This window comes from Anaeromyxobacter sp. Fw109-5 (genome assembly GCF_000017505.1).
In the GTDB taxonomy this organism is placed as follows: Bacteria; Myxococcota; Myxococcia; order Myxococcales; family Anaeromyxobacteraceae; genus Anaeromyxobacter.
In genome coordinates, this window is record NC_009675.1 from 804,646 (window position 1) to 823,629 (window position 18,984).

Consider the following 18,984-nt stretch of genomic DNA (forward strand, 5'->3'; position numbering starts at 1 on the left):
ACGGTGACCGTGCCCGCCGCGCTCGCCCTCCTCCTCGCGCTCTCCGCGGCGGATCCGCGGGCCCAGCTCTCGGCGCTCGAGGCCAGGCGCCGCGCGGAGGAGGCGGCGGCGCGCCTCCTCGCGCGGCAGGAGCGCTCGGTGCTCGACACGCTGGGCGAGGCGGAGGCCGCGCTCGCGACCGCGCGCGCCGAGGTCCGCCGCGTGGAGGCGGAGCGCGCCGGCGCGCGGGCCGGGCTCTCCCGCGCCAGGGAGGCGGAGGCCGCCGCGCGGGGGCGCCTCGGCGCGCGCCTCGCCGAGCTCCGCCCGCGGCTCGTCGCGCGGGCGAGGATGGGGCGGGCCGGCGAGCTGCGCCTCCTGCTCGCGAGCGGCTCCCTCGCGGACCTCGTGAAGCGCCGGTACCTCCTCGAGCGGATCCTCTCCCGCGACGCGGTGCTGCTGGCGGAGGCGCAGGAGGCGGCGCGCGCGGCGGAGGCGGCCCGCGCCGAGCACGGCCGCGAGGCGGCGCGCCTCGAGGCGCTCGCGACGGAGGCGGTCGAGCGCCGCGCCCAGGCGGAGGCGCGGCGCGAGGAGCGCGAGACGCTCATCGCCGCGCTGCGGAGCGCGCGCGGGTTCCACGAGCGCGCGGCGCGCGAGGCCGCCGTCCAGGCGCGGAAGCTCGGGGAGTTCGTCGCGACGCTCCCGCCCCCGCGGGCAGGGGGTGCCCTGCCCGGCGGGTTCGCCGCGCGCAAGGGCCGGCTCCCCGCCCCCGCGCCGGGGCAGGTCGCGGTGGCGTTCGGCCGGATCGTGAACCCGAAGTTCAACACCGTCACCGTCCAGAACGGGCTCGACATCGCCGCGCGCGCGGGCGCGCCCGTCCGCGCCGTCGCGCCGGGCCGGGTGGTGCACGCCGGCTGGTTCAAGGGGTACGGCAACCTCGTCATCGTCGACCACGGCGAGGGCTACCACACGCTGTTCGCCCACCTCGGCGCGATGCGGACCGCGATGGGCGAGCTGGTCGAGGCGGGCGCCGTCCTCGGGACCGTCGGCGACTCCGGGTCGCTCAAGGGGGCGTACCTCTACTTCGAGCTCCGCGAGCGAGGGCGGCCGGTGGATCCGCGGCCCTGGCTCGCCCCGTGATCCGCGGGCCTCCCCGAGGCGCCCCGAGGCCCGGCCCGCCAGCGCCCTCCGCCGCGCGGTTCGGGTATGCTCCCCGGATGACGCGCCGGTCCGTCCTCTCCCGCGTCGCCCTCGTCGGCGCGCTCGCGGTGGCGTTCCTCGCCGGGCTCGGCGTGGAGCACGTCGCGACGGCGGCCCGCCGCGGCGCCGCCCAGCCGTACCGGCCGCTCGACGTCTTCGCCGAGGTCCTCGAGAAGGTCGAGAACGAGTACGTCGACGACGTCGAGGAGCAGGAGCTGGTGTACGGCGCCATCGACGGGATCGTCGGCAGGCTCGACCCGCACTCGGCGTTCATGCGGCCGGACGTCTACCGTCAGCTGCGGGAGGACACGACGGGCGAGTTCGACGGGCTCGGCATCGAGGTGGCGATCCGGGAGGGCGTCCTCACGGTGGTGTCGCCGCTCGCGGACTCGCCGGGCGAGCGCGCCGGGATCCGCCCCGGCGACCGGATCCTGGCCATCGACGGTGCCCCCACGAAGGAGATGCCGCCGGGCGAGGCGATCCGGCGGATGAAGGGGCCCGTCGGGACCCGGGCGACGCTGGAGGTGATGCGCGACGGATTCACGTCCCCGCAGTCCCTCACGCTCGTGCGCGATCGGGTGCGGACGCAGAGCGTGGAGCTGCACGTCGCCGACGCCGAGCGGCGCTTCGCGCACGTGCGGGTGAAGGCGTTCCAGGAGCGGACGGAGCGGAGCGTTCGCAAGGCGCTCGACGAGGCGCGCGCGCGGGTCGGCGGCGAGCTGCGCGGGCTGGTCCTGGATCTGCGGAGCAACCCCGGCGGCCTGCTCGACCAGGCGGTGCGCGTCGCCGATCTGTTCCTGTCCTCCGGCGTGATCGTCACGACCGAGGGGCGCGACCGGCGCGACGTCCAGGTGGAGCGCGCCCGCGAGAAGGAGACCGAGCCCCCCTACCCGGTGATCGTGCTCGTGAACAAAGGAACCGCCAGCGCCAGCGAGATCGTCGCCGGCGCGCTGCAGGACCACGGACGCGCGGTGATCCTGGGGACGTCCACGTTCGGGAAGGGCTCGGTGCAGACGATCGTCGAGCTCGAGGACGGCTCCGGCCTGAAGCTGACGGTCGCCCGCTACTACACCCCGAAGCACCGCTCCATCCAGGAGAAGGGCATCGCGCCCGATGTGGTGATCGAGGATGGCCCGCCCGTCGCTGCGGGTGGGAGCGCCGCGCCCGACGCCGCCCGCCCGCATGGGGTCCACGGCACCGGCACCCCACTCTCGGTCGCAGCTCCCCTCGGGGCGCCCGGCGAGGCGCCGCCCGGGGCGGATCGGGCGCTCCGCGCCGCCCTCGACCACCTGCGCGCGCTCGACGACCGGCCCGCGCGTCGCGCGGCGCCGCAGCGAAGCGCGACCGAGCCAGGGGGTTCCAGGGCGGCCGCTGCGGGCGAGCTCCCGGTGCGCTGAGAGGCGCGTGGGTGAGGCGAGGTAACCTGCCTGGAGCGATCCCGTTTTCGCCAGTCGGGGCGCAGGTTTTGGTCTGATTGACTTCGCAGACGGGGAGGCTATAGTCCGCCCGGTTTTCCAGGTCCCCGCCAGGGGAGCGAGCTCCCCGCCGCAGCCCGTACAAACGGACAGATGAGCGCCATCGAGCTATCGGTCGTCGTCGCCTACGCCCTCCTGCTGCTTCTCCTCTCGGTGTACGGCTCGCACCGGTACGCGATGGCGTACCTGTACTACCGGCACAAGTATCGGCTCCCCACGCCGAAGGGACGCTTCGAGCAGCTGCCGCGCGTCACGATCCAGCTGCCCATCTTCAACGAGATGTACGTGACGGAGCGGCTCATCGACGCAGTCGCGAAGATGGACTACCCGCGCGACCTCCTCGAGATCCAGGTCCTCGACGACTCCACCGACGAGACGCAGGGCATCGCCCGCGCCTGCGTGGACCGGCACCGCGCGTCGGGGCTCGACATCCACTACGTGCACCGCACCAACCGCCAGGGCTTCAAGGCGGGCGCGCTGGAGCACGGGCTGACGCTCGCGAAGGGCGAGCTGGTGGCGGTCTTCGACGCGGACTTCATCCCCGAGCCCGACTTCCTCCGCCGCACCGTGGACTTCTTCACGGACTCCCGGATCGGGATGGTCCAGACGCGCTGGGGGCACCTCAACCGCTCGTACTCGCTGCTCACCGAGGCCCAGGCGATCCTGCTCGACGGCCACTTCGTCATCGAGCACACCGCGCGGAACCGCTCGGGCCGCTTCTTCAACTTCAACGGGACCGCCGGCATCTGGCGCCGCGAGGCGATCGCGAGCGGCGGCGGCTGGCAGCACGACACGCTCACCGAGGACCTCGACCTCTCGTACCGCGCGCAGATGAAGGGCTGGGAGTTCGTGTACCTCCCGCAGCTCGTCACGCCGGCCGAGGTCCCGGTGGAGATGAACGCGTTCAAGAGCCAGCAGCACCGCTGGGCGAAGGGCTCCATCCAGACCGCGCTCAAGCTCCTGCCGCTCATCCGCCGCGCCGACGTGCCGAAGGAGGTCAAGCGGGAGGCGTTCATGCACCTCACCGCGAACCTCGGCTACCTCATGATGATCCCGCTGGCGATCCTGCTGCCCATCACGGTCGTGGTGCGGGTCTCGCACGGCGCGCTCGAGGTGCTCTTCCTCGACCTGCCGTTCTTCGCGGCGGCGACCTTCAGCGTCGTGTTCTTCTACATGGCGAGCCAGCGCGAGCAGGGGAGGACGCGCTGGGAGCGGGTGAAGTACCTGCCCTTCGTCATGGCGCTCGGCATCGGGCTCGCAGTGAACCAGGCCCGCGCGGTGGTCGAGGCGCTCATGGGCTACGAGACCGCGTTCACCCGGACGCCCAAGCACGGGGTGAAGTCGGCGGGCGACTCGGTCGTGAAGAAGCGCTACAAGGCGGCGGTCACGTTCCAGCCCATCGTCGAGCTCGCGCTCGCCGCGTACATGACCTACGGCGTGGTGTACCTCCTCGAGCGCGGCGTCTACTACTCGCTGCCGTTCCTCGTGCTGTTCCAGGTCGGCTTCGGCTACGTCGGCCTCGCGAGCCTCTACGAGGGGGTGCGCGGCTATCTCGCCCGCTCCACCCGCCAGATGGCGCCGCAGCCGTCGGCCGAGTAGCGAGGAGGGGGTCCTTCCGCGACGGCAGCGCCGCCGCCGACCGCAGCGATGCTCCAGCGGCCCGCTCGGCGCGCGCGCCGCGTGGGTCAGCGGACGTCCACGAGGAGCCGCTCGTACACGGCGACGCCGCCGTCGAGCCGCCCGATCCGGGCGAAGCCCACTCTGTCCCAGAACGCCTGGGCGCCGGGGTTCTCGTCGCCGACCGACGCGCGCAGCGCGGTGAAGCCCGCCCGCTGGAGCACGTGCTCCAGCGCCGCGACCGTCTCCTCGCCGTAGCCGATGCCCTGGCACGACTCTCGGAAGAGGAGGAGCGCGACGTGCGCGACCCCCGGCTCGGGGTGGTGCAGGTACAGGTCGAGCACGCCGACCGCGGGGCCGCCGGCGTGCGGGACGAGGCAGAACACCTGCCTCGACTCGTCCGCCTCGGCGTCCTCGATGAGCCGCAGCGCCGCATCCGGCTCGGGCAGCCGGCCCTCCGTCAGCAGCCAGTAGTCGGGCGCGCCCTCGAGGCACGCCTGCAGCTCGACGGCGTGGGCCCGATCCGCGAGCTCCGCGCGCAGGCGCGGGCCGTCGAGTGAGGGGAGCTGCCGGCCCGGGCCGACCGGGGACGTGCGCGTCGCCATGGATGGACCTCGCGACCCGGCCATAGCCCGACCCCGCGGCGCCGGTCAAGGATAGCCGGGGGGCTATTCGCGGAGCCCGCTTGGTCTGAGTCGCGTAGCGAGGCGCACGATGGCGTCGGCGCAGCCAGCCAGCGAGCGCCGCAGTAGCGAATCAGGCCAGGTGGTCTCCGCCTTAGCCGCCGGACGGCCCTGCGCCGCCACGCGCGGCGCTCCCCGCGGCCTGGCCGGCCGAGCGCCGCGCGGCGGCGGACTCCCGCGCCCGGTCGCGCCAGGACAGGACCAGGCCGACCGGCGAGGCGGCGGCCCAGAGCAGCTTCAGCGGCGGCGTGGCGAGCGGCGCGACCTGCGTCCGCACGGGATCGCCGGCGAGGAACGAGAAGCGCGCGTAGTGGATCGCCAGCTTGAGGAGCTCGAGCGGTGCGACGGTGAGCCACGCCCGATCCTCGTACAGCCGCTGCGCGTACCAGGCGCGGAAGCGCGTCCAGCCCCGCGGCGAGGTGCGCGTCAGCTGGTCCTCGCCGCCGCGGTGGTAGATCCGCAGCAGCTCGTTCACGTGGCGCGTCACGTAGCGGCGGGAGATGGCGCGCCACACGACCTCCTCCGGGACGTGCCGCGTGCCGTGCTGGACGGGGAAAGGGAACTCCCGGAACGCGCTCGTGCGGTGGAAGCCCCACTTCTCGCCGCGCAAGGCATATCGGTAGTGGATGTCCCACCACCCCGCGTCCAGCGGATCGCGCGGGAACGGGTCGCCGATGAGCTCGCCGCGCTCGTCGCCGCACAGCGCCGTCACGCCGCTGAAGCGGTGACGCTCGCCCTCCGGGATGGCCCGCCAGTGGTGCCAGAACCGCTCCAGCGCATGCGCCGGAAACGCGTCGTCGGAGTCGGCGATGAGGAAGAGCTCGCCGCGCGCCTCTCGAACTCCGCGGTTCGTCGCCGCCGCCTTCCCGGCGTTCGGCTGCCAGAAGTATCGGATGGCGAAGTCCGCGGAGGCCGCCCACCCGCTCACGAGCGCGCGCGTGCCGTCCCGGGAGCCGTCGTCGACGACGACCCACTCGAAGTCGCGGAAGGTCTGGGCCGCCAGGCTGTCCCGCACGCGCTGCAGCGTGTGGGCGCGGTCGTAGGTGGGCGTGAAGACCGTGAACGCCGGGGCGCGCGGTGGGTCGTCTCGCGGGTCGGTCGCCTGGGGCACGCCCAAACATTCGGCTGGAGATCGCGCGGGGCATGGGCGCGCGATGGGGGGCCGGGCGGGGGGACGAGCGCCGACCGCGGCGGCTCAACCCAGCAGCAAGCGCAGCGCCGCCGGATCGGCGAGGGTGGGGGAGACGTGATCGGCGCCGCAAGCCGCGAGCTCGTCCGCCGCGTACCGTCCGGTCGCCACCGCGAGCACCGGGCAGCCGACGTGCCGGGCGGCCGCGACGTCGCGCGGCGTGTCCCCCACCACGAGCGCCTCGCGGGCGTGCACGGTGCGCCCGAGGCGCGCGGAGGCGCGGGCGAGGGCCGCCGCCACGACGCGCTCGCGCGCCTCGCCGTCGTGGGCGAACCCGGCGATCGCCCGGGGGCCCCAGTCGAAGTAGCCGTCGAGCCCGCCGCGGGCGAGCTTCACGCGAGCGCCGCCGGCGACGTTCCCGGTGCAGAGGCCGAACGGGAGGGCGCGCGCGCGGAGCGCCTCGAGGAGCGCCGTCACGCCGGGCAGCACCTCGTAGCGGGGATCAGCGATCTCCTCGCGCAGGTGCGCGAGGTAGCGCTCGAGGACGCCGTCGCAGGCGGCGTCGCTGAACGGGTGCCCGAGCAGCCCGAGCGCCTCGCGCACGATGAGCCGGTCGGTCATGCCGTCCAGGCGCAGCCCGGCGAGGCGGCCGGCGAGGGCGCCGCAGCGCTCCTCGAGCGCGCGCTCCAGGGCGCGCCGCCCGGCCCCGCCCGCAGACACGAGCGTGCCGTCGATGTCGAACAGCACGACTGCGAAGGGTTCCAGGTGCATGTCGTAAGCTAGGCCATTCGTGAAGGGTCCGCGACTCTGTAGAGGCTCACAGCGGGAGGGCCCCGCGCGACCGCGCGGGAGGGGCGAAGCCCCTCCGGCGGGGAACCTGCGCGCACCCGCGACAGCGGGCGCGCAGGTTCACGGGCCCCGCCGAGCAGGGGTGGGGCCCCAGCGGCTCCGCCGCTGGGGCGGGGACGCAGTCCCCGTCTAATCAAAGAGCGCCCGCACGAACTCCGCGGGCACGAAGGCCTTCAGGTCCGCCACGCTCTCGCCCACGCCGACGTAGCGCACGGGGATCCCGAGCTCGTCGCAGATGCCGATGATGACGCCGCCCTTGGCGGTGCCGTCGATCTTGGTGAGCACGATCCCGGTGACGCCGAGCGCCTCGTGGAACTGGCGCGCCTGGGCGATGGCGTTCTGGCCGTTCGTCGAGTCGAGCACGAGCAGCACCTCGTGCGGCGCCCCGTCCACGGCCTTGCCGATGACGCGCTTCACCTTCTTGAGCTCCTCCATGAGCGGCGCCTTCGTGTGGAGCCGGCCGGCGGTGTCGCACAGCACCACGTCGGCGCCGTCCTGGGCGCCGCGCTGCACCGCCTCGAAGCACACGCTGGCCGGGTCGGCGCCCTCCTTGCCGCGGACGATCGGCGCGCCGACGCGCTCCGCCCAGATCTCGAGCTGCTCGCCGGCGGCGGCGCGGAACGTGTCGCCCGCGCCGAGGAGGACCCGCTTCCCCTCGGCCTGGAGCTTGGAGGCCAGCTTGCCGATGGTCGTCGTCTTGCCCGACCCGTTCACGCCCACCACCATGACCACCCAGGGCCGTGCCGGCCCGAGCTCCAGCGGCCGCGCGGCGGCGGGCTGGCCGTCCAGCGCCAGGATGCGCGCGATCTCCTCGCGCAGCGCGTCCTTCAGGCGCTCCGGATCCGACAGCTCCTTGCGGCGGACGCGCTCGCGCGCCGACTCGAGCAGCCGCGTCGCCGTGCGCACTCCGATGTCGGCCGTGAAGAGGACCTCCTCGAGGTCGGCCAGCACCGCGTCGTCGACCAGCTTCCCGCCCGAGAAGAGGGCGTTCAGCCGCGCCATGAAGCCGCCGCGGGTCTTCTCCAGCCCGGCGGCGAGCGTCTTGCCCGCCTCGGCCTCGGCGCGGCGGCGGCGCTCCTCCTCCTCGCGGCGCCGCTCCTCCTCCGCCTCGCGCGCGGCCCGCGCGGCCTCCTCCCGCGCCCGGGCCTCCGCCTCCTCGCGCTCCTGGCGCCGGCGCTCGCGCTCGAGCCGCTCCGCCTCCTTCTTGCGGCGGTACTCCTCCTTGCGGCGCGCCTCCTCCGCCTCGCGCCCGGCGCGGTCCGCCGGGGGCGCCGGGGGCGGCGCCGGCACCCGCGCCGGCGGTGGGGCGGGCGGCGGGAGCTTCGCGGACGGGGGCGGCAGCGCCTCGGGGCCTGCGCGGAGCTCGCGCTCCGCGGACGGCGCGGACGGGCCGGGCGGCGGCCTGCGCCGCCGCGCGAGCCGGATCGCGGCGACGAGCAGGAGCAGGACCAGCAGCGCGGCGATCGCGATCGCGATGCGTTCGTTCGGCGTCAGCGACTCGAGGAAGGCTTGAAGGCGCGGCGGCACGCAGGAACTCCCTTGAGATTCGGCACTCTATAGAGGCCGCTGGAACGCTGTGTCAATGAACGCGAGCCCAAGCGCGAGGCCCCCGTCGTCCCGTACGCACCTCGTGGTGGGTTCCGGACGGGACACGAGGCGAAGGAGCCCGGAGCCGAGGCGGGCACCCGCAGCGACGCGCGCCGAGGCGTACTGCTTCCGTACGCCGCAGGCGCAAGGAGCGAGGACGCCCGCCGCAGGCCCGGGATCGTTCGCCGAGCTAGGCCGCCGCGGCCTCCTTGGTGCGCTCCGAAAGCCTCACCGAGACCAGCTTGGAGACGCCCGGCTCCTGCATGGTCACGCCGTACAGCGTGTCGACCATCTCCATCGTCCGCTTGTTGTGCGTGATGAGGATGAACTGCGACGTCTTGGACATCTCCTTCACCATGTCGTTGTAGCGGCCGACGTTCGCGTCGTCGAGCGGCGCGTCGACCTCGTCGAGGAGGCAGAACGGGGTCGGCTTGATGAGGAAGATGGCGAAGATGAGCGAGACGGCGGTGAGGGCCTTCTCGCCGCCGGAGAGCAGGTTCACGCTCTGCAGCTTCTTGCCGGGGGGCTGGGAGAAGATCTCCACCCCCGGCTCGCCCTCCCCGTCGGCCTGCGTGAGCACGAGGCCGGCGCGGCCGCCGTTGAAGAGGCGCGGGAACACCGCCTGGAACTTCTCGTTCACCCGGTCGAAGGTCTCCTGGAACCGCTCTCGCGAGGCGCGGTTGATCTTCACGATGGCGGACTTCAGATCCGCGAGCGACCGCTCGAGGTCCGCCTTCTGCGCGCTCATGAACTCGTGGCGCTTGAAGAGGTCGTCGTACTCCTCGATGGCGGTGAGGTTGATGGCGCCCATCCGGTCGGCCTGCGACTTGAGCTCCTCGAGCTTCTCGCGCTCGGCGTCGCCGGGCGGCCGCTCCAGGTGGAAGCGCGCGACCTCCCAGCGGAGCTCGGCCTGGCAACGCTCGCGCGTCTGCTCCTCGAGGTGGCTGAGCGCGAGGGCCTGTTCGCGGGCGGTGAGCGCCGCCTCCGAGATGGCGGCGCGGGCCGCCTCGAGCCGGCCGCGCAGCTCGCGGGCCTCCGCCTCGCGGGCGCGCGACGCGACGGCGCGGCCCTCGTGCTCCGCCCGCGCGCGCGCGAGCTCCTCGCGCATGGCGGCGAGGTCCTGCGAGAGGCGATCGAGATCGACGCGGGTGCCGTCCAGGCGGCCCCGGAGCTCCGCCGCGCGCGCGTTGGCCTCGGACAGGGCCGCGAACAGCCGCGCCCGCCGCTCGTCCACCTCGCGCCGCGCGTCGTCGATCCGCTTCAGCGCGGCGCCGATGCCCTCGCGGCGCTCGGCGTCCGCCGCGACCTTCACCTTCAGGTTCATCAGCTCGGCGGTGAGGACGTCGCCGCGCTGGCGGGTGAGCTCGAGCCGCTCCACCGCGTCGCGGGCGCGCTCCTCCGCGCGCGAGGCCTCCGCCTCCGCCGTCGCCGCCGCGACCCGGTGGTCCTCCTCCTCGCGCGAGAGGGCGCCGAGCGTGTCCTCGAGCTGAGAGCGCTCCAGCTCGAGCGCCCCCATGCGCTCGCCGACGCGCTCGAGCTCCTCGCCCACGCGGGCGAGGTCCTTCTCCTGATCGAGGAGGGCGAGCTCCTTCTCGCGGCCGTCCTTGTCGAGGCTCTTCAGCGCGGCCTCGAGCTGGAGCAGGCGCGCCTGGAGCGTGCGGTGACGCTCCTGGGCGAGCGAGAAGTCGGCCTCGAAGGCGCGGACGACGTCCTCGAGCTCCTGCGCCTCGCGGCGGCGCTGCAGCGCGCCGTGGCCCTCGCCCTCGAGCGGGCCGCCGGTGACGACGCCGTAGGGATCGAGCACCTCCCCGTCGAGGGTCACGAGGGTCCGCTTCTCGCCGCTCTGCTGCCAGAGCTCGAGCGCGGCGGGGAGGTCGCGCACGATGAGCGCGTCGCCGAGCAGGAACCGGACGACCTTCTCGTAGGACGGCTCGAAGCGGATGACGTCGAGGCAGCTCGCCACCACGCCCGGGTGGCCGAGGTCGGCCGCCGCCGCGCCCGGGGTCGCCTCCCGCAGGCGCGCCATGGGGATGAGCGAGGCGCGGCCCTCCGCCGCCGTCTTGAGGTAGTCGATGGCCTCGACGCCCTGCGAGTGGCTCTCGACGATGACGTACTGGAGCCGCTCGCCGAGCACCGCCTCGATGGCGTTCTCGTACTCGGCGGGCGCGGAGACGACGTCGGCCACGAGGCCGAAGACGCCGCGGTCGCGCGCCTCGGCCTGGCCGGCGCGCGTCATGAGGCTCCGCACGCCGCGGCCGTAGCCCTCGTAGTTGCGGACGATCTCGAGGAGGCTGTTGAGGCGCGAGCGCTTCTCGGCGAGCTCCTCCCGGAGCGTGATGAGCCGCGCCTCGTTCTGGATGAACTCGGCGCGGGTGCGCTCGAGCATCTCCTCCTGCGCGCCGCGCTGCTCGTCGAGGCGCAGCTTGAGCTGGCGCGTCTGGCCGAGCTTCTCGACGAAGCGCGAGCGCGAGCCGTCGAGCTGCGAGGTGCGCTGCGCGAGGTCGTCGGCCTCGCCGCGGTTCTTCTGGATGCGGCCGCGGAGGTCGAGCCGCTGGCGCTCGATCTGCGCGAGCTGGCTCTTGTGGGAGGTCGCCTCGGACAGCGCGGCGGCCGCGGCGGCGCGCGACCGATCCGCCTCGCCCTGCAGCGCGCCCTGCTCGCGGCCGGCGTCGCGGAGGGCCGCCTCGGCGTCCACGAGGCGGGTCTCGTCGGTGCTGACGAGCGACTGGAGATCCTCGCGCTGCTGGAGGAGCGTCTCGCGCTCCTGCGAGAGCGCCTCGGCCTGGGCCTTCAGCGCCTCGACCTCGGCGGCCTGCGCCCGCGTCCGCTCGGCGATCTGCTCGAGCTCGCGGGCCGCCGCCTCGACGGAGACCTCCGAGACCCGCGCCTGGCTCTCGAGCGCGTGCTCGCGCCCGGTGAGGTCGCCGACGCGCGCCTCGCTCTCGGCGAGCAGGGCCCGGTCGCCGTCGAGCGCCCCGTCGAGCTCGGCCAGCCGCGCGGCGGCCTCCGCCTCCTCGGCCTTGTGCGTCGCGTGCCGCTCCTCGGCGGCCCGGCGGGTGGCGGTGAGCTCCAGGTACCGCGCCGCGGCGGAGCGGAGCTCGAGCTCGCGGATCTGGCCGCGGAGCGCCTTGTACTTCTCGGCCTTGCGCGCCTGCCGGTTGAGGCTGTCGAGCTGCTTGCCGAGCTCCTGCACGATGTCCGCGACGCGCATCAGGTTCTGCTGCGTCGCCTCCATCTTCCGCTCGGCCGCCTCGCGGCGCTTCTTGTACTTCGTGATCCCGGCGGCCTCCTCGATGATGGCGCGCCGGTCCTCGGGGCGGGCGGAGACGATCTGGCCGATCCGCCCCTGCTCGATGATCGAGTAGGCGGTGCGGCCGACGCCCGAGCCGAAGAAGATGTCGTTCACGTCGAGCAGGCGCGCCTGCACGCCGTTCACGAGGTACTCGGACTCGCCGGTGCGGAACAGGCGCCGGCCCACCGTGATCTCGGAGAAGCCCTGGTACTGGGTCGGGAGCTCGCTCGGCCGGTCGTTCTCGAAGGTGAGCATCACCTCGGCCATCGAGAGCGGCGGCTTCGACTCCGAGCCGTTGAAGATCACGTCCTCCATCGAGCGGCCGCGCAGGTGGCGCGCCGACTGCTCGCCGAGGACCCAGCGGATCGCGTCCGCGACGTTCGACTTCCCGCACCCGTTTGGGCCGACGACGCCGGTGACGCCTTCGTCGAAGGCGACCACGGTCTTGTCCATGAACGACTTGAAGCCGACGATGTCGAGCCGCCGGATGCGCATGGCGAACCCGATATCACGACCCCATGGGCAGCTTCAAGGGAAGCCCTTGATCGCAGGGGGGTTTTCCCAGGGTCCGGGCGGGGGCTCCCTGCCCTGGGTGCGATTTCGCCCATGAGAACGCGGCGTTGCGTGACACCGCATGTAGCGTCACATCGGTAGGCTCGGTAGGGGAGCAGCCGACGGGCGGGCGACGGGGCGACCAGGGCGCCGGCAAACGCCACGTCGAGCGAGGGGGCGAGGGCGGCGCCCGCCCGCTCACTGGCCGGGGGGCGCCGGGCGCAGCTGCGGCTTCCCCACGCTCCCCGAGACGACGAAGTTCCACGCTCCGTCACGCCCGCGCGAGGACGCGAGGGCCGCCTCGGCGACGCCCTTGAGCGGCTGCGTCTCGCGCCGCGCCCAGAACGCGTCCTTCACCCGCAGCTTCGCCTTGCCGGAGATGGGCGCGAACTCGAGGCGCGGCTGCAGCACCGCGTACAGCCCCTCCGCCGTGAAGTCGGCGTCGCCCCCCCTCGCCTCGAGCTTCGAGAAGGTGGCCTTCCCCTGCTCCAGCGCCACGGCCGCGACGATCTCGCCGAGCGAGAGCTTCGGGACGGCGAACCCTCCGGTCATCCCCGGGACCGGGAGCCGCCCGCCGTTCAGCCCCGCCTCCTTCACCGTCAGGTCGATGCGCCCGGTGGGCCTGCCGGTCGGCGCGGCCGGCAGGACGAGGTCCGCCCGGCCCGAGAGCTTCCCCGCAACGTCCACCCCGGTCGCCTTGCGGAGCGGCAGCGCGCGGGCGAGGTCGACGCCCTCGGCCTCGATCGCCAGGTGGCGCTCCTCCCCCGAGAGATCCGCGGTGCCCTCGACCTCACCGTCGTACAGGCGCGCGTCGAACGCGACGCTGCGCCGGCCGGTGAGGAGCGGCAGCAGGCGCAGCGAGGCGGTCAGCTCGTCCACCGGGATCTTCATCCCGGCGGCGTCCTCCACCGTGACCCCCTCGGCGTCGATGCCGAGGAAGCCCGCAGCGCCCACCTCTGCCATGTCGATCTGCCAGCCGCGCGCGGCGGCCTCGACGATGATCCGCTGCTTCACCGCCTCGGCGGGGAAGGTCCAGCGGAGCGCCAGGATGAAGGCGAGGGCGGTGAAGGCCCCGTACAGGAGGCGCGGGCGCCAGCGGATCCAGTCGATCTTCATGGGCGTCAGGTCCGGAGCTGGTAGGTGGAGACGACCAGCGTCGCGTCCACGAGCGCCGGATCGTCGGAGCGGGTCGTCACGCGGATGCGACGCACCTTCACGACGCCCGCGCCGCGCTCGAGCGAATGCAGGAGCCGCGCGAGCCGCGGGAGATCGATGCGGGCGAGGTTCACCTCGACCGACTCCTCGCGCAGCCCCTCGAGCTCCGCGGGGGCGCCGGTGGGGCGCAGGTCGTTCACCTCGATCCCGAGCGCGGCGCCCGCCTGCGAGATGTGGCTCATGAGCTGGATGGGCTGGCCCTTGAGGCGCGCCTCCACGGCCTGGCGCTCCGCCTGGTTGCGACGGTAGCCCTCGGCGAGCTTGCCGAACTGGGACATCACCTTGGTCTTCTGGTCGATGCGCTCCTCGCGGGCCGCCATCCCGGAGGAGATCTGGAACGACACGAGCCAGACCACGAACGCGACCACCGCGACCGCCGCGGCGGTGACCATCACGCGCTCGCGCGCGGAGAGCTTCGCCAGCCACGCCTCCGCGTCGGCGCGGAGCTTCCGGAGCCGGTCCATCATCTAACCCCTCCCGCCCGGCGCGGCCGGGCCCGACTCGAGGCAGGTGATCCCCGAGTCGATGGAGAACTCGAACTTGCCGTCGGAGGCGCGCCGCCGCGCGCCGCCGGAGCGCGCGTCCCCGAAGCAGCGCGAGGCCTGCAGCGCCGAGACGATCTTGTCCACGTTCTCGGCGGCGTCGGTCGTGCCCTGGAGGTGCAGCTTGTCCTTCGTCACCTCCATCCGCTCGAAGCGGAGCGGTACGTCGGGCGCGCGCTGCGCGAGCTCCGCGAACACCTCCACCGCGGAGACGCGGGGGATCGCCGCCCCCGGCGTCCCGCGGCCTCGCAGGACGGCCTGAGCCTCCTCGAAGCTCGCGTAGCACTTGCCGAGGACCTTCTGCTCCGCGTCGCAGAGCGCGTCGTCGAGCGCCTTCTCCTGCCGCGCGAGCGCGAAGAGCCGCACCCCGGAGCTCACCACCGCGAGGAGCACGAGGAGCGCCGCGAACACGCCCAGGCGCGTGACCTTGCCCTTCACGTGCTCGAAGTCGCGCGTGAAGGCGAGCTCGCCGCGGCGCAGGTTGAGGCGCGGCGCGCGCGCGCCCTGGTGGCCGCGCAGCGCGAGCGCCAGGGCGAGGGCGAGGCCGGGGGCCTCCTCCGCCGGGATCCGCTCGGCGGCGGGCGCGGCGAGGGCGAGCGGGGCGACCGGCCCCTCCACCTCGGGCGCGAGCAGCTCCGTCAGGCCGGGGAGGCGGGCCGCCTCGCCGCAGAGCAGGAGCCGCCGCACCGGCCGCGCGCCGGCGCGCGCGTGCCAGGCGCGGAGCGTCGCGCGCAGCTCGCGCGCGAGCGGCGCGAGCGCGCGCCGCTGCGCCTCGCCCGCGCGCGGATCCGCCTCGCCTGCGGCGAGCGCGGCGGGGGCGTCCCCCTCCGGGAGGCCGAGCTCGCGGGCGACGGAGCGGGCGAGGTGGGCGGCGCCGAAGGCGAAGGTGCGGACCGCCTCGGCGCCGCCGTTCGCGACGACGCACAAGTTCGTCCGCTCGTGCCCCACGTCGAGCACCACGTCCGCCCCGTCGGGCGGGGCGTCCGCCTCGGGGGCGGCGACGGCCCCGGTCGCGAACAGCGCGGCGTAGGCGGGGCCCGCGGGGACGACGGCGCGCGGATCGACGCCCGCCGCGGCGAGCGCCGCGACCAGCGCGGCGAGCTCCTCCTTGCGGACGACGGAGACGTGCAGATCGGTCTCGCCGTCGTGCGCGTGCAGCGGCTGCCAGTCCCAGGCGACCTCGTCGAGGTCGAAGGGGATCTGCCCCTCGACCTCGAAGCCCACGGTCTGCTCGATCCGGCGCGGCTCGGTGAAGGGGAGGGTCACCACGTGCGACGAGGCGGCGGCGCCGGGGAACGCGGCGATCACCGCCTCGGGCCGCCAGCCGCGCTCGGCGAGCAGCGCCCGGAGCGCGTCCGCCTGGCGCGACACGAGCCGCGCCCCGTCGTCCGCCGGCGGCGCCACCGGGGCGCGCGCCGAGTCCACCACCGTGTAGCCGCGATAGGTGCTCTCGAGGAGCACCCCCTTCACGGCGTGTGCCCCGAGATCGAGGCCAAGGATCCTCTGCGCCATCCGTCACTCCTCGCGCCAGCGCAGCAGCCGGCTCGGCTTCACGCCCGTGGCCTGGGACTGGAGCTGCTGCACCTGCGCCTGCGGGTCGCGGTTCTGCTTGGGATCGAAGCTCACGACCGCGTCGACGTGCTTCGTGACCGCGCCGGCGACGCCGGTGGCGCGGATGCGGAAGACGTACGAGCGGTCGGTGAGGAGCTGGTTGCCGCCCGCGGCCGAGCCGAGCGCGTTCACGTTCACGCTGATTCCCAGCCCCTGCATCGTCGCGGCGAACTGCTGCGGCGTGATGGTCATGAGCCCACCCATCGTCTGCTCGGCGATCACCTGCTGGAGCTTCGTCCCGAACTCGGGGTCGAGCAGGTAAGGCTGCCCCGGGGGGTCGGCGAGGAGGCGGGCCAGCTCGACGAGGTCGCGGCGATCGAGGGTGTTCACGTTCCGCGGCGCGTCGGTGGGCAGGTACACCGTCAGGCGATCCGCGAAGGCCGCCATGAACGGATCGCTCACCCCCGCGACGAGGTACAGCTCCTCGATCGAGTCGAGGCGCGCGTTCTTCGCGCGGTAGCGCTCCGGCCCCTTGTCGTAGGGGAAGTTCTCGTCGCCGAAGCCGTTCTCGAACGGAGGGTTCGCCGGCTCCATGAGGCAGGCGGAGCCGGGGAAGCCCGCCAGGAGCGAGGACGAGACCTTGTCGTCGTCGAGCCAGTCGCGCAGGTGGACGATGAGGTCCTGCCGGCTCGTGCGGGTCCCGTTCGCGTCCTCGCGCGCGAACAGCGGGTCCCAGCGCGGATCGCACACGAGCTGGTAGAGCCCCAGCACCTGCATGCGGGCCGCGCCCGAGGCCTGCAAGCCGTCGAGCTGCGCGTTCACCTTGCGCCCCTCGTCCTCGATCTTCGCCTCGAACGTGCCCTCGAACTCCCCGAAGCCGGGGCGCGCCGCCTCCGCGCTCGCCGCCTCGATGGGCGCCGCGCCGGCGAAGAGCGACTGCACGAGGGCCGACCCCACCGGCACGGCGCTCCAGATCTGCGGGCGGGGGCACGGGACGGCGGGCTGCTGGGGCGCCCCCGGCGCGCCGCGCTGGCCCGGCGTGCCCTGCCGTGGCCCGCCGCCGAGGAGCCCGCAGGCGGCGCTCGCCGCGTCGTCGATCTGCTGCTGGAAGCCGAGCACCATCCGCGACAGCGCGACGCCGCTCTTCGCGAGGTAGGTCGCGCGGAGCTCGTCGCGGGCGCTCGCCGCGATCTCGAGGGAGACCCGCGTCTCGTACGCGAGCTCCGCCGCGAGGGCGGTCAGGACGGCGACCGCCACGATCACGACGAGGAGCGCCGCCCCCCGCTCTCCGCCCCGGTGACGGGCCTGGTCGCGCGCGCGCATCAGAAGTCGAGCGGCCGCGTCATCGCGATCCGCGCCTCCGTGGACAGCCGCTCGGTGCGCCCGTCGGGCAGCTTCGTCTCGAGCTCGATCCGCACGCGCTCCGGCAGCTCCGCCTCGTGCTCCGTCGAGCGGGTGGACCACTCGCGCACCCACTCCTTTCGCTTCGGGTCCCAGTACTGCAGCCGGAAGGCGGTGATCCGATCGGCGACCAGATCGCGGCGGCCGCCGCGCTCGGGGTCCGCGTCGATGCGCGGCTTCGCCCGCCGGAAGAGCGCCTCCTCGCCGGCGTGGTCGGGATCGGTGTCCAGCACGTACTCGACCACGGCCTGATCCGATTCCTTGGCGTCGAGGTAGAGCCGCTCGTGCGCCATGGTGGCGAAGAGCACCTCGTCCTCGCGGCCGCGGAAGAGGGTGGGGCGCTCGCGGTGCTCGGCCCGGTCGTAGTGATCGGAGAGGAACGCCATGGTGAGCTCGCGCGAGAGCCGCGTGAGCGCGACCCGCGCCGCCGCGTAGCGGTCCCCCTGCGCGCGCACGAGCTCCGAGGCCCGATCCACCTGGCGGAAGCTGCCCACCGTCATGGCGCCGATGAGGGCGGTGATCGCGATGGCGATCATCACCTCGACGAGCGTGAACCCCTCGACTCCGCGCCGCGTGCGCGGCGCTGCGGTCGGGGCTCCGCGCCGGCGGCTCGCTGGCGCTGCGGCAAGGCGGTCGGTCATCACGCGCCCGGCTCCCTGGGGGCGAGCACCACCATGTGCGTCACGACGGTGAAGGACTCGTCGCGCTTGCCGTCCTTCCACGAGACCGTCAGCCGCACCTCGCGCACGCCCTTCTTGATCTGCTCGCCGAGGCGGGTGATCTGGGCCTGCAGCCCCTGCGCCAGCCCCGCCGCGCCGGGCGTGACGAGCTGCGGCCCGCCCTCGCCGCCCTGCGGCTGGGCGGCGCCGAGGAGCTCCTCGAGCCCCCCCTCGCCGCCGGTGAGCAGCTGCAGGATCCGCTCGGCCGAGAGGTCCACCTCCGGCTTCACCACCTCGGTGGACCAGCGGACCTCGGGGTGGCCTTCCTCCTCGAACGTGCCCTCCTCGCCCTCGTCGAAGTCCCGGAAGCCCTTCCGCTCGTACTCCGTCTCGAGCTCCGCCATCTTCCCGCGCGCGAGGAGCGTCGCGACCTCGAGCTGCCGCGCGCGCACGTGGTTGCGCAGCGAGCCGCCGACGATCTCGGAGACGGTGAGCAGCGCCGCGGCGAGGATCGAGAGCGCGATCATCACCTCGAGCAGCGTGAACCCGACGGCTCCGCGCCGGCTGCGCGCCGGCGCCGCGGCCAGCTCGGCGCGGGACGCCGCCGCGCGCGGCCCGGGGCGGTCCCTGTCGCGCGCCGGTGTCACTCCTTCACCTCCACGTCCCCGGGGACGACCCGCGCGCGGCCGGTGAACGGCTCGAGCACGATGGTGTAGCGGTTCGAGCCGTCGACGACCGGCACCCAGGCGCGCTGGGCCTGCCCGCCCGCGAAGAAGTACACGTACGCCGTCCCCTCCTCGAGCGCCTCCCGCCGCCCCTCGACCCGCACCGGCCCGAACCGCGCGCTCCCGGGCAGCTCGCGCTTCTTCACCACCCGGTCCTGCAGCGCGCCGAACTCGGTCCTGGCCAGCAGCTGCCGGACCTCCTCGTCGCGCTCGGCGGGGAAGCGCTCCGCGAGCGGCGCGGCGACGCGGTCGGGATCGGCCGCGATCCCCGCCCGCCCGGGCGCGCACTCCGCCCACCACGTGCGGGACTCGAGGTCGATCGCCATGCGACAGGTGGCGTGCCGCAGGGCCGCCACGTCGAAGAGGGCGCGCATCGACCCGGCGAGCTCGCTCGCCGCCTTGCGCGCGTTCGCCCCCGAGACGGACTGGAGCGCGGGCACGGCGAAGGTGGCGGCGAGCGCGACCACGCCGAGGACGATGAGCAGCTCGATGAGCGTGAAGCCCCTGGCCTGTGGGTGGATCCGGCGCAAG

Annotated in this window: 15 protein-coding genes; 3 read left to right on the forward strand and 12 right to left on the reverse strand. The window is 74.3% G+C overall.

Annotated elements, in window-relative coordinates; translation table 11 throughout:
• The first annotated feature begins 3 nt into the window (after window positions 1-3).
• The 3 genes from ANAE109_RS03650 (at window position 4) to ANAE109_RS03660 (ending at window position 4,250) form a co-directional block, all read left to right on the forward strand.
• Window positions 4-1,116, forward strand: a complete 1,113-nt coding sequence (locus ANAE109_RS03650; protein WP_011985031.1) for a murein hydrolase activator EnvC — start codon at window positions 4-6, stop codon at window positions 1,114-1,116.
• 77 nt (window positions 1,117-1,193) lie between these two features.
• Complete coding sequence (locus tag ANAE109_RS03655) at window positions 1,194-2,573, forward strand: S41 family peptidase (protein WP_011985032.1); 1,380 nt, start codon at window positions 1,194-1,196, stop codon at window positions 2,571-2,573.
• Window positions 2,574-2,744: 171 nt separating this feature from the next.
• Entirely contained in the window at window positions 2,745-4,250 is a 1,506-nt protein-coding gene (locus ANAE109_RS03660; protein ID WP_011985033.1) for a cellulose synthase family protein, read from the forward strand.
• An 86-nt stretch (window positions 4,251-4,336) separates the two neighbouring features.
• On the opposite strand, the gene ANAE109_RS03665 is transcribed toward ANAE109_RS03660, so the two are convergent.
• The 12 genes from ANAE109_RS03665 to ANAE109_RS03720 all read right to left on the reverse strand — a co-directional run bounded on the left by ANAE109_RS03665 (window position 4,337) and on the right by ANAE109_RS03720 (window position 18,983).
• Window positions 4,337-4,873, reverse strand: coding sequence for a GNAT family N-acetyltransferase (locus ANAE109_RS03665; RefSeq protein ID WP_011985034.1), 537 nt, complete (start codon window positions 4,871-4,873; stop codon window positions 4,337-4,339).
• 172 nt (window positions 4,874-5,045) lie between these two features.
• Window positions 5,046-6,062 (reverse strand): glycosyltransferase family 2 protein, encoded by a 1,017-nt coding sequence (locus tag ANAE109_RS03670; protein WP_143827891.1) that lies wholly within the window; start codon window positions 6,060-6,062, stop codon window positions 5,046-5,048.
• Window positions 6,063-6,146: 84 nt separating this feature from the next.
• Entirely contained in the window at window positions 6,147-6,851 is a 705-nt protein-coding gene (locus ANAE109_RS03675; protein ID WP_011985036.1) for an HAD family hydrolase, read from the reverse strand.
• A gap of 207 nt (window positions 6,852-7,058) precedes the next feature.
• Window positions 7,059-8,456: a signal recognition particle-docking protein FtsY gene (gene ftsY, locus ANAE109_RS03680; RefSeq protein WP_011985037.1), complete on the reverse strand. Its 1,398-nt coding sequence runs from the start codon at window positions 8,454-8,456 to the stop codon at window positions 7,059-7,061.
• A 250-nt stretch (window positions 8,457-8,706) separates the two neighbouring features.
• Window positions 8,707-12,303 (reverse strand): chromosome segregation protein SMC, encoded by a 3,597-nt coding sequence (gene smc, locus ANAE109_RS03685; protein ID WP_011985038.1) that lies wholly within the window; start codon window positions 12,301-12,303, stop codon window positions 8,707-8,709.
• Between the two features lie 255 nt (window positions 12,304-12,558).
• Entirely contained in the window at window positions 12,559-13,476 is a 918-nt protein-coding gene (gene gspN, locus ANAE109_RS03690; protein WP_011985039.1) for a type II secretion system protein GspN, read from the reverse strand.
• 5 nt (window positions 13,477-13,481) lie between these two features.
• Window positions 13,482-14,042: a type II secretion system protein GspM gene (gene gspM / locus ANAE109_RS03695; protein ID WP_234945235.1), complete on the reverse strand. Its 561-nt coding sequence runs from the start codon at window positions 14,040-14,042 to the stop codon at window positions 13,482-13,484.
• On the reverse strand, window positions 14,043-15,629 hold the full coding sequence (gene pilM, locus ANAE109_RS03700) for a pilus assembly protein PilM (RefSeq protein WP_011985041.1): 1,587 nt from the start codon (window positions 15,627-15,629) through the stop codon (window positions 14,043-14,045). It lies immediately after the preceding gene.
• Between the two features lie 3 nt (window positions 15,630-15,632).
• Complete coding sequence (locus tag ANAE109_RS03705) at window positions 15,633-16,991, reverse strand: type II secretion system protein GspK (RefSeq protein WP_011985042.1); 1,359 nt, start codon at window positions 16,989-16,991, stop codon at window positions 15,633-15,635.
• Window positions 16,991-17,710: a type II secretion system protein GspJ gene (locus ANAE109_RS03710; protein ID WP_011985043.1), complete on the reverse strand. Its 720-nt coding sequence runs from the start codon at window positions 17,708-17,710 to the stop codon at window positions 16,991-16,993. The genes ANAE109_RS03705 and ANAE109_RS03710 overlap by 1 nt, the downstream gene beginning before the upstream one ends.
• Window positions 17,710-18,375 carry a prepilin-type N-terminal cleavage/methylation domain-containing protein gene (locus tag ANAE109_RS03715; RefSeq protein WP_011985044.1) on the reverse strand — a complete coding sequence of 222 codons (666 nt, stop codon included), beginning with the start codon at window positions 18,373-18,375 and terminating at the stop codon, window positions 17,710-17,712. The genes ANAE109_RS03710 and ANAE109_RS03715 overlap by 1 nt, the downstream gene beginning before the upstream one ends.
• Window positions 18,372-18,983, reverse strand: a complete 612-nt coding sequence (locus ANAE109_RS03720; RefSeq protein ID WP_011985045.1) for a type II secretion system protein — start codon at window positions 18,981-18,983, stop codon at window positions 18,372-18,374. The genes ANAE109_RS03715 and ANAE109_RS03720 overlap by 4 nt, the downstream gene beginning before the upstream one ends.
• Window position 18,984: the final 1 nt, after the last annotated feature.